The sequence below is a fragment of the Castellaniella hirudinis genome, assembly GCF_042651965.1.
Taxonomy (GTDB): Bacteria; Pseudomonadota; Gammaproteobacteria; order Burkholderiales; family Burkholderiaceae_B; genus Castellaniella; species Castellaniella hirudinis.
Genome location: NZ_JBHSDY010000001.1, coordinates 253,848 through 266,878, shown reverse-complemented (window position 1 = coordinate 266,878; position 13,031 = coordinate 253,848). Strand labels below are relative to the sequence as shown.

11 protein-coding genes and 1 tRNA gene are annotated in these 13,031 nt (G+C 64.8%); 2 read left to right on the top strand and 10 right to left on the bottom strand.

Annotation, left to right across the window (positions count from 1 at the left end):
* Positions 1-165 precede the first annotated feature (165 nt).
* The 3 genes from ACFO0J_RS01385 to ACFO0J_RS01375 form a co-directional block, all read right to left on the bottom strand.
* Positions 166-477 carry an XRE family transcriptional regulator gene (locus ACFO0J_RS01385; RefSeq protein WP_376811268.1) on the bottom strand — a complete coding sequence of 104 codons (312 nt, stop codon included), beginning with the start codon at positions 475-477 and terminating at the stop codon, positions 166-168.
* Complete coding sequence (locus tag ACFO0J_RS01380) at positions 467-841, bottom strand: type II toxin-antitoxin system RelE/ParE family toxin (protein ID WP_376811267.1); 375 nt, start codon at positions 839-841, stop codon at positions 467-469. Before ACFO0J_RS01380 ends, ACFO0J_RS01385 begins: the two co-directional genes overlap by 11 nt.
* Positions 842-1,080: 239 nt before the next feature.
* Positions 1,081-1,989 (bottom strand): c-type cytochrome, encoded by a 909-nt coding sequence (locus ACFO0J_RS01375; RefSeq protein WP_376811266.1) that lies wholly within the window; start codon positions 1,987-1,989, stop codon positions 1,081-1,083.
* A 258-nt stretch (positions 1,990-2,247) separates the two neighbouring features.
* On the opposite strand from ACFO0J_RS01375, the gene ACFO0J_RS01370 reads away from it, so the two are divergent.
* Positions 2,248-2,322: transfer RNA gene (locus ACFO0J_RS01370), tRNA-Arg, on the top strand.
* Positions 2,323-2,516: 194 nt separating this feature from the next.
* A complete protein-coding gene (locus ACFO0J_RS01365; protein WP_376811265.1) occupies positions 2,517-5,612 on the top strand; it encodes an autotransporter family protein in 3,096 nt (1,031 codons plus the stop codon).
* 161 nt (positions 5,613-5,773) lie between these two features.
* Here the strand turns inward: ACFO0J_RS01365 and ACFO0J_RS01360 are convergent, their stop codons facing one another.
* The 7 genes from ACFO0J_RS01360 to gshA all read right to left on the bottom strand — a co-directional run bounded on the left by ACFO0J_RS01360 (position 5,774) and on the right by gshA (position 12,853).
* Positions 5,774-7,060: a TRAP transporter large permease gene (locus tag ACFO0J_RS01360; RefSeq protein ID WP_376811264.1), complete on the bottom strand. Its 1,287-nt coding sequence runs from the start codon at positions 7,058-7,060 to the stop codon at positions 5,774-5,776.
* Entirely contained in the window at positions 7,053-7,574 is a 522-nt protein-coding gene (locus ACFO0J_RS01355) for a TRAP transporter small permease (RefSeq protein ID WP_376811263.1), read from the bottom strand. The genes ACFO0J_RS01360 and ACFO0J_RS01355 overlap by 8 nt, the downstream gene beginning before the upstream one ends.
* Before the next feature lie 65 nt (positions 7,575-7,639).
* Complete coding sequence (locus tag ACFO0J_RS01350) at positions 7,640-8,713, bottom strand: TRAP transporter substrate-binding protein (RefSeq protein WP_376811262.1); 1,074 nt, start codon at positions 8,711-8,713, stop codon at positions 7,640-7,642.
* Between the two features lie 55 nt (positions 8,714-8,768).
* Positions 8,769-9,566, bottom strand: a complete 798-nt coding sequence (locus ACFO0J_RS01345; protein ID WP_376811261.1) for an IclR family transcriptional regulator — start codon at positions 9,564-9,566, stop codon at positions 8,769-8,771.
* Between the two features lie 89 nt (positions 9,567-9,655).
* Positions 9,656-10,552, bottom strand: coding sequence for a dihydrodipicolinate synthase family protein (locus ACFO0J_RS01340; protein ID WP_376811260.1), 897 nt, complete (start codon positions 10,550-10,552; stop codon positions 9,656-9,658).
* Positions 10,553-10,585: 33 nt separating this feature from the next.
* Positions 10,586-11,020: a cupin domain-containing protein gene (locus ACFO0J_RS01335; RefSeq protein WP_376811259.1), complete on the bottom strand. Its 435-nt coding sequence runs from the start codon at positions 11,018-11,020 to the stop codon at positions 10,586-10,588.
* Positions 11,021-11,275: 255 nt separating this feature from the next.
* The gene (gshA, locus tag ACFO0J_RS01330; protein WP_376811425.1) at positions 11,276-12,853 is read right to left on the bottom strand and encodes a glutamate--cysteine ligase; all 1,578 of its coding nucleotides are present in this window, start codon (positions 12,851-12,853) and stop codon (positions 11,276-11,278) included.
* Positions 12,854-13,031: the final 178 nt, after the last annotated feature.

Sequence of the window (13,031 nt, the reverse complement as noted above, 5' to 3'; positions counted from 1 at the left end):
CGCGTGAGCATGGGGCCGCCGGCATCGGAGGGACGCAACGGCGAAGACGCCGCCCGTCGGCGCCGGTTCGGGCGGACGAACCCCGGCTGGCCCGCCGGGTGGTGCCTCATTCTAAATCAAACAATTGTTTGAAAACAGGGTGGGTGTTCCCTGAGGGTGGGGGCCTTAGCGAACCGGCTCAAATGGGTGGACCTGAATGTCCACATCGGGGAACGACGCCACCAGCTTCAGTTCGCCTCCCAGGGCCTTGACGTACTCGCGCAGGGTGCTGACGTACATGTCTTCACGGCGCTCCAGTTTCGAGACGGCGGCTTGTTCCACACACAGGGCCTTGGCGACTTCCGCCTGGGTTGCTTTGCGGGCTTTACGCAGTTCCTGGAGTTGCATTTCCACCAGCATGGCCTCGGCGCGCGCGGCGGCGCGGGCTTGTGCTGCCGGCGACATCTTGGTGCGCAATGCGCTGAATTTATTGGTCATGGAGATGCCTTTCCTTGATCAAAGCCCTGACATGCATGTCGTATAGCCCATCGGCGATTGGCACCTGGGTTGCGTACCAGCGGTCATCGCCGGTCTTGTCGCCACCCAGCAGAAGAATGGCGCAGCGACGAGGGTCGAATGCATACAGTATCCGGTAGGGCCGCCCCTCGTGCTGGATGCGAAGTTCGCGCATGTGCGCGTGTTTCGACCCCCGAATCCCGGATGTGTGGGGGAAACCGAGGTTGGGGCCTTTGGCTTCCAGCAGCCGTACCGATGCATCGATGGATTCCTGCTCAGCTTCTGTCAGAGAGATCCACCATGCGCCCAGTTCGTCGGTGTATTCCACGTCCCATCGCTGATTCATTATTCCTCCATAGGAATATTCCGTCAAGGGAATATTTCGCTCGGATAAATCGATGGCAATCCGTCCCATCATCTGCAAAGTGGAGGACGGCAGCGGGGATTTTAGAGGCGCTTCGTGCTGGGTTGGGCAGGGGTGTGGTGGAAATATCCGGCGGTGGACGGCCCGGCGATGAAAAACCCCAGCGCAAGGCTGGGGTTCATGGGTGCCGAAAGGCCGCGCCGAGGCGGCCGGGATCGGACTTACTTCGCGGCGTCCACCATGTACTGGATGGCGGCCTTGAGCTCGTCGTCGGAGGCTTGCGAGCCGCCGCGCGGGGGCATGGCGCCCACGCCGGAGATCGCGTTCTTCAGCATGGTATCCAGACCGGTCTTGACGAAGGGCTCCCAGGAGGCCTTGTCGCCGAACTTGGGCGCGCCGGCCAGACCGATGGAGTGGCAGGTGATGCAGACCGATTCGTAGAGCTTTTTGCCGACCGCATTGCCGGCATCCGCCTGGGCGGCAGCGGGCTTGGCCTCGGCCTGGGGCGCGGCGGCCGGGGCTTCGGCGGGTTTGGCTTCGGCGGCCTTGGGAGCTTCGGCCGGGGCGGCGGGCGCCGCGGCAGCAGGCGCAGCGGCTTCGGGCTTGGCCGCGCCGTCGGCGGCCGGTTCCTTGGGTTCGTCGAAATTGGCGCCCGACTGGTTGGTCATGTAGACCACGGCGCGCGCGACCTCGAAGTCGTCCAGCGAGGCGTTGCCGCCCTTCGGGGGCATGGCGCCGATGCCGTGGATGGCGTTCTTGACCAGGTCTTCGTAGCCCTGCTTGATGAACTTGGCCCAGGCGTCCTTGTCGCCGAATTTGGGCGCACCCGCGACACCCGTGCCGTGACAGGCCGAACAGGTGGATTGGAAGACCTGTTCGCCGGTCTTGAAGACCTTGGGCGCGTCGGCGTCGACCAGCTTGAAGCCGGCCACGGGCTGGATGCGCCGGGCGATGGCTTCTTCGGACTGGCTGTCCGAGCCTGCGCCCGTGCGGATGGACGAGCCCACCAGATTGACCAGCAGAATGATGACCGCGATCGGGATCAGGAAGGCCAGAATGACCGTGATCAGCAACTGACGCGGGGTCTTGATGGCGCTTTCGTGTCCGTGGGCGTTTTCAGGGAGACTCATGATGGGGGATCCTAGTACGCGTTCGTGTTACAGGCTTCAACCGAAGATTATAGCGACTGGCCTGCATGACTGCATGAGGCCTGCGCGTCCATGCTGCGTCGATACACCGGGGAGGGGAGCGGAACGCTTCCGCCCGGGCCAGCAGCGGATGCGCAAACACGATACAATGGCGTCCCCGTGTCGCAATGACAGGGGCGCCTGCGCAGACCTCGATGTCTCGCGTCCAGGCAGAATCGCCGGCCCAGGCCGGCGGACCGTGCGCCTGTAGTTCAATGGATAGAATAGGAGTTTCCGAAGCTTCTGATACAGGTTCGATTCCTGTCGGGCGCGCCACATCTGCTATGCATGAGTCCGGACATGGCGGCTATCTTCGGCATGCCGTGGCCTTCGGCCATGCCGCACAGCGTTCAGTTGCCGCTGAACGTCCAGTACGTTCAACTATAATATTTTCATCTATCAATGATTTTTCAGATGGCTGACTAATGATTTGGTGACGTATCTTTGTCTGCCGAAGAGGAGCCACCCACTTGCACGCCGACCGTTTGAAAAAGCGGATTTGCAGTCGCGGCTTCGATGTTTCTGCCGTCGGTTTTCTGAAGAATACGCTGCTGAGCGCCGTCTCCAACCCCCACTACATCCTGGGCGCCGCAATGGCGGTGCTGCTGCCCTCTGTGCAGGCGGCCGGCAATGCGGCCGATGCCGTCCTCCTGGCCGGTCCCTATGGCGTCGAGGCGGTCGGGGAGGGCAACGACATCACGCTCACCGGTGACAGTATTGAAACGGATCTCGATGACGCGCACGGCGCCTATGCGGCCGACGGCGGAACGATCTCCCTGATCGGCACCGACGTGACGACTTCGGGCGTGGGCGCGTCCGCCGTCTTCGCGGACGTCGGTGGCTCGATTACCCTCAGCGACCTGAACACGTTCAGCTTCGGCGATAATGCCGCAGGCGCCGTCGCCTCCGGCGCCGGCAGCCGCCTGATCTTGAACAACACTTACGTGAACATCCTGGGCAACGGCAGCGCCGGGCTGTTCGTGACCGGCGGGGGCAGGATCACCGTCAACGGCGGCGCCATCGCGACCGGCGATTATTACGGAAATACCGTGATCGCCGACTCCCCGGGCATGCTTGCCCGAGGCGCCGGGAGCAGGATCCAGGCCGGCAATGGCGCGACGGCTGCCACTTATGGCGCAAACAGTCCGGGCGTATGGGCCGATGCCGGAGCCGGCATCGATTTCTCGGGCTATGGTATTTTCACCTACCAACCCGATTCCCCCGGCGCCAAGGCGAGCGGCGCGGGCAGCGAGGTCACGCTGACCGACACCATCGTCCGCACGTCCGGCCCGTCCAGTGCGGGCCTGCTCGTGACCGACGCAGGCACGATCACCGTGAGCGGCACCGAAGTCACCACCGGTTTCAGGGTGACCGGAGGCAGCCCGCCGGTCCTCCAGTTTCCGGACGCCGAGATCGGCCTGGAGGCTCATGGCGCAGAGGTGGTCGGGGCCGATAGTCGGCTGCGGGCCGAACACACTGGGATCACCACAACCGGCGACGGCGCCCTCGGCGTCAGGGTCAATCAGGGCGGCACGGCCTCGATCATCGGCGGCGCCGTCACGACCCACGGCCGCTCGGCGCATGGTATCGCCGGCATCGATGGCGGCACGTTCACCGCGACCGGCACTTCGGTCGCGGCGGACGGCGCCGGATCGTCGGCAATCTATCTCGCTGGCAGCGCGCCGAGCGCCGTGTCGGTCGTCGGCGGCAGCCTGAGCGCCGCCGACGGCGCGATCATCCTCGCCGAAGGCGGCGTCGGCGTCGTCTCGATCCGTGGCGGCACGGTGATCAAACCGGCCGTCGTGAACGGCCGGCTGTTGCTGGCGCAGGTGACCGAGGATGCGTCGGGCAATCCGGCCAACCTGAGACTGGACATCGACGGCCTATCGGCTCTCGCCGGCGACGTCGTCGTCGATCCCTCGGTCCTCACCTACAACCTTTCCAGGACCGCCTGGGCGGGCAATCTGGTGCTGATCGGCCCCGGCAACACCGCCAGCGCGAACCTGACCGCGTCGCAGTGGACCGGCGATCTGCTGGCCGATGCCGGCAATGCCGCTGATGTGGCGCTGGCGCAGGGCAGTCTCTGGACCGGCCTGGCGCAGAATGCGACCCATGTCTCGATCGATGCCGGCAGCGCTTGGCGGGTGACCGGAAATTCCAATGTGACGGACACGGTGGCCAACGCCGGCCTGATCGAGTTCCTGGCGCGGCAGGGGGCATACAGCACGCTGACGGCAGGCAGCTACGCCGGCGCCGCCGGTAGCGCCATCGGCTTCAATACCTATCTCGGTGCCGACAACTCGCCGACCAACCTGCTGGTCATCCATGGCGGCCAGGCCGTCGGCACGACCTCGGTGCTGGTCAACAACGCCGGCGGCCCGGGCGCGCCGACTGTCGGGGATGGCATCCGGCTGGTGCAGGTGGCCGGCGGCGGCGCCACCATGCCCGATGCTTTCACGTTAGGCCGGCGTGTCGCCGCCGGCGCCTACGAATACCAGCTCTTCCGCGGCGGCAGCACGGGTCCGGACGACTGGTTTTTGCGCTCCCAGTTCATTGATGCGCACGGCCGGCAGATCCCGTTTTATCGCCCTGAAGTCGCGCTGTATGCGCCGATTCCGGCGATCGGCCGCCAGATGGGGCTGGCGACCTTGGGAACCCTGCATGAGCGTGTCGGTGAGCAGGAAAATCTGCGCGGCCTGCCGGGGGGGCGGGCCGGTGCGAACGGCGCTTGGGGGCGGGTGTTCGGGGAGCGCGTGAGCAACCGCTGGAGCGGAACGGTGGATTCAAGTGCGACGGGCAACCTGATCGGGTTCCAGGCGGGTCTCGACATCCTGCGCCGGACGACGGCCGGCGGCCACCGGGACCATGCCGGTTTGTATGCGGCCTATTCAGATTACAACTCGTCTTCGGTACGCGGCTTCGCCCTGGGGGGGCACAACCTGGAAGTGGGCCGGCTGCAGATGAACGGGCCGTCGGTCGGGGCCTATTGGACGCATTTCGGCCCGAGCGGCTGGTATGTCGATGGCGTGTTGCAGGGGAGCTGGTACGAGGCGAAAGCAACGTCCCGCTATGGCGCCGGGCTCTCGACCCATGTGACGGGATACACAGCGTCGCTGGAGGCGGGATACCCGATCCGCTTCGGAGCGGGGAATCGCTGGCTGATCGAACCTCAGGCGCAGATCATCCACCAGGGGGTGTCGGTGGACCGGTCGCAGGACCCGTATTCGACTTTGGACTGGCATGCAGGCCCGGCCTGGACCGGGCGGCTCGGGGCGCGGCTACAGTACACCGGGAGCGGCGACCAGGAGACGCTGTGGCAGCCCTATGCGCGGGTCAACCTCTGGCATGCCTTCTCCGGCAGTGACAGCACGAGTCTGGGCGCTTCCTCGCCGATCATCGAGACTCGCTTCGGCGACACTGCGCTGGAACTCGGCGGCGGCGTCACCGCGAGGGTGGGCAGGAAAGTGAGCGTTTACGGCCAGGTCAGCTACCGCAGGTCGCTCGACGGCGGCCGCAGCCGCCAGACCTCCACCGCCGGCACCGTCGGCGTCCGCGTCAACTGGTGACTTGAGACGGATCAGAGCGGCTTTTCCATCCGGTAGTGGTGGATCGTCACGCCGTGGCGCGGAAAGTCACGACGTTCGATTTCCTGGAAGCCCCGGCGGCGAAAAAAACCCGCGCCGATTCGCGGGTCTCGATGGGATCGATAGAAAATGCCTGGCTCATCTTAACGGAACCACAAGGACAACCAGGGTACGAAGGCGATGATGGTGGCTGCAGCCATGAGCCCCAGGAAAAGCGGCCAGATCCGCGCCGCGATGGCGGGGTAGGGCACTCCGCTGACCGCTGAGGCGGCGAAGAGATTGATCCCGACGGGCGGAGTGATGAAGCCGATGGTGAGCGTGCAGACGATGAACACGCCGAAATGGACGGGATCCATGTGCAGCGCCAGAGCGATCGGCATCAGGATGGGCATCAGGATGATGATCGAAGCGATTGTTTCCATGAAACACCCGACGACGATGAGCAGCGCCATGATCGCGAGGACCGTGCCGGCGAAACCCATTTCCGTGGAGATCATCGCTTCGGCCAGGGCATCCGGAATGCGGAGCACGGACATGACCTCTCCGAACAGGATCGAAAAGGCGATGATCGGCCCGATCATGCCCGTGATGTTCCCGCTGCGTATGAGGAGGTCCGGCACCGCCTTCCAGGACAGGCCCCGGGTGACCAGGATTTCGACGAGCAGGCAGTATGCGACGGCGACCGCCGCCGATTCGGTGGGGGTGAAGATTCCGGAATAAATGCCCCCCAGGATGATTGCCGGTGCCAGCAGGCCGTATCGGGCGGCCCACGCCTTTTCGCCCAGCCGCCTGGCCGAAAACGTTGTCCGGGCCTGGACCCCCCATTTCATGTAGCGGCATACCAGGTAATTGGCCAGGCACATGCAGGCCGCCATGAGGACGCCGGGAAACACGCCGGCCAGGAACAGGTCGCCGACGGACGTGGACGTGACGACCCCGTAGATGATGAAGATCAGGCTGGGCGGCACGATGATGCCCAAGCATCCGCCGCTGGCCGCCAGCGCTGCGGCATAGGGCTTGTCGTAGCCTTTTTCCACCATCGACGGGATCATGATCTTGCCGATGGCGGCGGTGTCGGCGGAGTTCGAACCGCTGGTGCCGGCGAAGAAAAAACATCCGCCGATGGTCGACATGCCCAGGCCTCCGTGGACCCAGCCCAGCAGGGCCTCGCCCAGGTCCGTCAGGGCTTTGGCGATCCGGCCCCCGGAAATGATGTCTCCCGTGAGAATGAACAGCGGCATGGCGAGCAGGGCCCAGTTGTCGACTGCGGTGAAGGGAACCTGCCCGATGATGTCGATGGAATAGACGCCCGCCACCACGATCATGGCCAGCGAGCCCAGGCCCAGCACGAGAAACAGGGGCAGTCCGATGACAAGATGCACGATCATCAGGATCGCGATCACAGCCACTCCGATGTGTGCGTCAGTCACTTTGTTCTCCTCCTTCGATGGCGACGGTGCCGCTCAGTTGGTATTCCCGGATCATGGCGAGGGATCGCTGGATGACCCGGTAGCCGAGCAGCAGGAAACCGATCGGCAATGCCGCCTGGGCGAATGCCATGTTCAGGTCCAGCCCGGTCATCAGCACGTCGTTCTCCATCTGCAGTTGCATGACACGGATGGAGTGATACACGGCGAGTGCGACGAGGAGCAGGTGCAGCAGGTCGAAATAGAGATACAGCCACAGGCGCTTCGCGTGTGACAGCGCGCGGGGCACCAGGTCGATGCGGATGTGGCCCCGGTTTCTGCCGATGTGGGCGGCAGCCACGTACACGAGGAACACGAAGCTGTAGCGGGCGGTCATTTCGCCCCATTCGCTGGAGGCCCCGAAGGCGTGCCGGCGTATCACTTCAATCAGGATGATCAGGACGAGATAGGCATAGCTGGCGACCATCAGCCATGGCTCCAGCTTCTCGTCGACCAGTTTCCAAAGACGGTTTTCCATTTGAGTCTCCCCCGGCGGGGCCGGGCTAGGCGGGATAGGGGCGTAGGGCGCAGCCGCCGCCGGACTTACGCGGCTTTTTTGGCGGTGAAGGCGGTGATTTGCTCGTAGAGCGCATTGCCGTACCGTTTTTTCCAGGGCTCCCATTCGGGGCGACGATGGCCCACAGCTTCAAGCCAGCGGGAGCGCTCTTCTCTGGACAGGTCGATGATCTCGATGCCTGCGGCCTTCCATTCGCTCCACATGGCGTCATCCGCCACGGCTTGCTGGCGCTTCTGGTATTCCCAGCACTCCGCGGCGGCCCGGTCGATGGCTTCCCGGATCGCTGCCGGGAGCTTGTCGTACCACGAGCGAGACACCATCGCCACATGCGCATTGAAGCTCATGTTGATCCGCGTGCAGGTGCTCAGAACCTCATGGATCCGGTTGGCCGTCAGCGGGCCCAGGCCCACGTGCAGCGCGTCTACGGCGCCCTGCTGCATGGCCTGATAGGTTTCAGCCCAGTTGATCGAGACCGGGCTGGCGGGAGTCAGGGCGAACGTCTGCTGTTCGATCTTCGAATTCGTGACTCGCAGCTTCACGCCATCCAGATCTTGCGGCACGTGGATGCGCCGATTGTTGCGTTTGCTGGCGCAGATCACCCGGAAGCCGGTGTTGGCCCACATGCCGGGCAGGATGCGCAGGCCTTTGCGCGCGGGCTGGGTCATGAAGTCCGACGCGGCGAATTCCGGGCTTTCCAGATACGTGTTGAAGGCGTCCTTGTCGGGAAACAGGAAGGGCAGGTCGAGCAGGTTGAACACTTCGGCGTAGGGCGTGAAATTCTGGGCGGACACCTGGCAGGCCTGGATCGCGCCGTATTGGACTTTCTGGGGAAGCTCTGTCTGTCCGCCGAGCTTGCCGCCTTCGTGCAGATCGACCGACAACTGGCCTTCGCTGTATTTTTCGGCGAGTTCCTTGAACAGTTCGATGCCGGTGACGACGTATTTTTCACTGGATTGCGAGAAGGTGTGGGCGAACAGCATGCGGTGCGGCGCGCTGGCCCTTGCCGTGCGGAAGGGCAGCGGCGCCAGGGCCGCGCCGGCCGCCAGCGCCAGGCCGGTGTGGATCAAGCGTCGGCGCGGCATATCGATTCCATGAGTCATGGGGTGTCTCCTTTCTGGTTTTCATGAAGGGTGTCGCATTGGGAAACAGGGGGCGTCACCACATGCCGAATCGGCGGTAGATGCTGCCTAGATCGCCGGCGGCCCGCCGCAGCAGGGTCGCGTGCTCGAGCGCTTGGGGCAGGTCCATCCTGGCTTTCAGCGCATGCACCGCGACCGTGCCGATGACGCGCCGGTTGCGGCCGAAAACGGGGACGGCGACCGAAATCAGGCCGCGCAGATAGCCCTCGTCGTCGGTCGACAGGTTGGCGCGCCGGATCGTCGTCAGCTCCTTGGCGAGCACATCCGGGTCGGTGATGGTCTTGGGTGTGTAGCGGGTGAGTGGCGCTTCGTACAGCAGACGGCGGCGTTGGCCGGCCGGCATGTGGCTCAGGAACAGTTTGCCGCTTGACGTGCAATGCAGGGGAACCCTGGACCCAGGTTCGAGATGCAGGCGCAGCGGCCATTTCGCTTCGACGCGGTCCACGTAGACCACGTCGGTGATGTCCAGTGTCGTGAAATTGCAGGTTTCTCCCAACTGGTCCACGAGAAGCTGCAGGACCGCCCGCCGTTCGCTATGCAGCGCGTCGTTTGCGTCGATGTTCCTGGTCAGCGCGATCAGGCGTTCCCCGGCCGAGTAGTGCTTGCCCTTGGGTTCGAGCATCAGTACTTTGGCCTCGACCAGTTGTTTGGTGATGCGATGCAGCGTGGATCGCGGCGTGTTCGTCTGTTTCGCGATCTGCTCCAGCGTCATGGGCGCCGTCGCCCGCGCGACGGCCTCGGCGATGTCGAAACATCGCAGGCTCGTCGCAGATCGAGTCTTGGCGAGCGGTGGGTTTGCTTGATGAACGGCCATGGGGCCTGTCTCCTCCATCAGTGCCGGCGACTTCGTCGTTCGCCGTGCGTGCATCGACCTGTCAGCCGGGCTGCGTGCCCGGGCGCAGGTCATTGTTCGGTCATGTCCAGCGCCTCGATGATTGCGTGCAGACGGTGTTTCGCTGCCGGTGCGAGCGTCGGCAGGGGCGCGCGGACGGCCCCCAGCCTCAGGTCCGTGCGCGCGGATATTTCCTTGATCGACTGCGGCACGCCGTATTGCTTGAAGAAATGGAACAGCGGCTGCAGTTCGCCGTAGCGGCGGGCTGCGGCCTCGCTCCAGGGGTCGTCGGCCAGCGTTCGGTAGAGCGCCGTCAGTCGGTCAGCGATGAGGGGGTGCATCATGACTTCCCACCCTTGCGCACCCAGGCGGAATCCGTCCAGCGCCTGGTAGTGGAAGCCGCAGTACAGCGTGTAGCGGTCTCCGCACAGCATCCGGATGTCGCGCAGCCGGGATACGTCGTTCGAGGCTTCCTTGACGGATGCGATCCGGTCGATGGACGACATCGCCAGGATGCGGTCGGGGGTGAAATCGAAGTGGGTCGGCAGGGTCAGGTTGTACAGGCGGATCGGCACGGACGAGGCGTCGGCGATGGCCTGGTAATGGGTATAGGCGGCGTCAAATGACGCGGGGAAGTACTGCTGGAATTCGACCATCAGGCTGGTCGCGCCCAGATCTTCCGCCTGCCGCGCGTGGATCGTCGCCTGGTGGGTCGAGATTGCGCCGATGCCGACGTTGATTGCGACCTTGCCGCTCGCGGTCCGGCAGACGGTCCGCAGGACTTCCGTGCGCTCCGCGTCGGTGAGGTAGGGGCCCTCGCAGGTGCTGGCGATGCAGGTGACCCCCGTCACTCCGGCTGCAATGATGCGCCGGACGTATTCTTCGAGGATTTCCGTGTCCACCCTGCCCGCAGCGTCGTAGGGCGTGGCCAGATAGCTGTACAGCCCTCCGGGATCTCGTATCGTCATGTCGATGGCTCCCTTCGCCCGTGTTTGTCGAGGTCAGGCGTCGGCGTCTTCGGAGAACTTGTCCCGGCCGGATCCGATTTCCACCGTCTCCCCCGTATCCGTGAAGGTGCGGGTGACGTGCGAATCGCGCAGGACGCCGTAGATCACCATGACCAGGGCCGGCTCGGTGCCGATATTGCTGAATTCGTGGGCGACGCCGCCGGAGATGAAGGTGGAATCGTAGGGTTCGCAGTCTCTTTCGATGGCGTCCAGCTTGATGCGGACCTTGCCTTTCAGCACGGTGACCTGCTCTTCCGCGTTGGGGTGGCAGTGGTTCGGCACCGACGTGCCGACGGGCAGCCAGGTGACACCCGAGTGGATGCGTGTCGCGCCTTGTCTGGCGCCCGCGATCGGGTGATTCACGATCCCGCGTCCTCGCTCGACGGAAGGGAGCTGATCGTACGCCAGGAAGTGAAGTTCTCGTGCCATGCCATGCTCCTGTGCAATTAGTAGAGGCCTAAATCAATGAGCCCAGTCTTGCATGAAGGGTATGGGGGAACAAGGGTCGCCGGCGCTTATTCGGATGTATAAGTCCCGGAATTGGGACAAAGGCACGACAAAAAACGCGCCGCACGCCATTCAGGGCGTGCGGCGCGAGTCTGTCAGCCGCATTTCCCCCTGGCCGTGGTGGGTGGGGACGGCGTGACGAGGGAAGTTCTTGCGCAGGGCGTGCGCCGTGCGGCCTTAATGTACCGGCGACGGCCCCAGCGCTGCATGAAAGCGCGCCACGTAATCCTCGAAGGAGATCGTGTCAGCCGCCTCGATGGCGGCCTGGTCGGCGATCGAGGCTTGGGCGGCCGCGTCGTAGTCTGCCAGGGTATCGGCCGGCAGGCTGTTCGCGCGCAGGGCATTCCAGTGGGCCTGGCTTTGAGCCAGGGTCCAGTCGTGGAACTCCTGGCCGCTGTCACGCAGGGCGGCCAGCAGGCGGGCCGAGGGCGTGGCCTCCGGATCACGGGTCTTGGCGCGCTGCGCCTCCAGTGCGGCGGCATGGCCGTCGTCGCCGGACTGTTCGTCCAGCAGGCGGGCATAGGGTCCGAGACGATCCAGGGCGTCATCCGCCCAGTCGCGCAGGCTGGTCGCGTGGCCGTCACGTTGCAGCAGCAGGCCCGGGCGGCGGCCTTCGCGGGCGACCAGGGCGAAATTGTTCTGGCTTTCCTGGCAGAAGCCGGGCGGGGGGAACAACGGACTTTCCTCGACCGCGCAGTACAGCAGGAAGGCGTCCAGGAATCGGCTGGTCTCGACCGCGATGCCGGCGGGCGCCCAGGGGTCGATGTCCATGCAGCGGACCTCGATGTACTGGATGCCGCGCTGGCGCAGCACGGTGTTGGGCCGTTCGCAGCGGGCCGTGGTCTGCTTGGGCCGGATGTTGGAATAGTATTCGTTCTCGATCTGCAGAATGTTGGTGTTCAACTGGATGCGCCGGCCGTCGCGGTGGGTGCCGATGGCTTCGTAGGCGGGCCAGGACGTCGTGGCGGCGCGGTGGATGCGGGCGGTGAAGGTATCCAGATCGTTGTAGCAGAGCTGCAGGTCGGACTGGATCGGGCTCTTGTAGCCCAGGTCGCTCATGCGCAGGCTGGTGGCCCAGGGCAGACAGTAGGTGTCCGGGCTGAGCCGCGTCAGTTGGGCCTCGAAGCCGGCATGCTGCAGAAAGCTGCGGGACACGGCGGGCGAGGCCCCGAACAGGTACATCAGCAGCCAGGCGTGGCGCGTGAAATTGCGGATCAGGGCCATGTAGCCGGTGTTGCGCCGGTCCTGCAGCGTGTCGCCGTCGGCCAGCAGGTCCCAGGCGGCCTCGGGCAGCGAGAAGTTGTAGTGCACCCCGGCGATGCATTGCATGACCTTGCCGTAGCGCCAGGCCAGGCCCTGGCGGTAGACGTGCTTGAGCATGCCGGTGTTGGATGTGCCGTACCAGGCGATGGGGATGTCGGCCTCCGGCGGCAGGTGCGCCGGCATGGACTGGTTCCAGATCGGTTCGCCGGGGTTGCGTTGCGCCACGAAGCGGTGGATGTCGGTCAGCTCGCCGACCAGCGCCTGGGCATCGGGCAGGGGCCGGGTGATGAGTTCCAGCAGGGATTCGGAATAGTCGGTGGTGATGCGGGGGTTGGTCAGTGCCGATCCTAGCGCAGCCGGGTGCGGCGTCGCGGCCAGGTTCCCCGCCGCATCCACTCGCAGGCCTTCTTTTTCGATGCCGCGCCGGATGGCGCGCAACAGTTCAGGTTGCGCCGCCAGGTGGGCGCGCCGTTCCGAGGCCAGGCTCATGATGAATGTGTACCAGGTTGGTCTGAATAAAGAGGGATTTTAGCTGCATCGGGAGGCTGTTTCTGCGCCCCGGGGACTTTGAACCGGTGCGTGATGGCCGCGTTGCAGGCGGCGCGGTGCCGGGTCACGCGCCGTACAATGCGGCCGAAGGGCGCCCGGTGCCGTGCCGGGCGCGATCGGA

Bases quoted from the DNA above. Each gene is read 5' to 3' on its own strand.
- ACFO0J_RS01385 (WP_376811268.1), bottom strand. From the start codon at position 477: ATGACCAATAAATTCAGCGCATTGCGCACCAAGATGTCGCCGGCAGCA.
- ACFO0J_RS01380 (WP_376811267.1), bottom strand. From the start codon at position 841: ATGAATCAGCGATGGGACGTGGAATACACCGACGAACTGGGCGCATGG.
- ACFO0J_RS01375 (WP_376811266.1), bottom strand. From the start codon at position 1,989: ATGAGTCTCCCTGAAAACGCCCACGGACACGAAAGCGCCATCAAGACC.
- ACFO0J_RS01355 (WP_376811263.1), bottom strand. From the start codon at position 7,574: ATGGAAAACCGTCTTTGGAAACTGGTCGACGAGAAGCTGGAGCCATGG.
- ACFO0J_RS01350 (WP_376811262.1), bottom strand. From the start codon at position 8,713: ATGACTCATGGAATCGATATGCCGCGCCGACGCTTGATCCACACCGGC.
- ACFO0J_RS01345 (WP_376811261.1), bottom strand. From the start codon at position 9,566: ATGGCCGTTCATCAAGCAAACCCACCGCTCGCCAAGACTCGATCTGCG.
- ACFO0J_RS01340 (WP_376811260.1), bottom strand. From the start codon at position 10,552: ATGACGATACGAGATCCCGGAGGGCTGTACAGCTATCTGGCCACGCCC.
- ACFO0J_RS01335 (WP_376811259.1), bottom strand. From the start codon at position 11,020: ATGGCACGAGAACTTCACTTCCTGGCGTACGATCAGCTCCCTTCCGTC.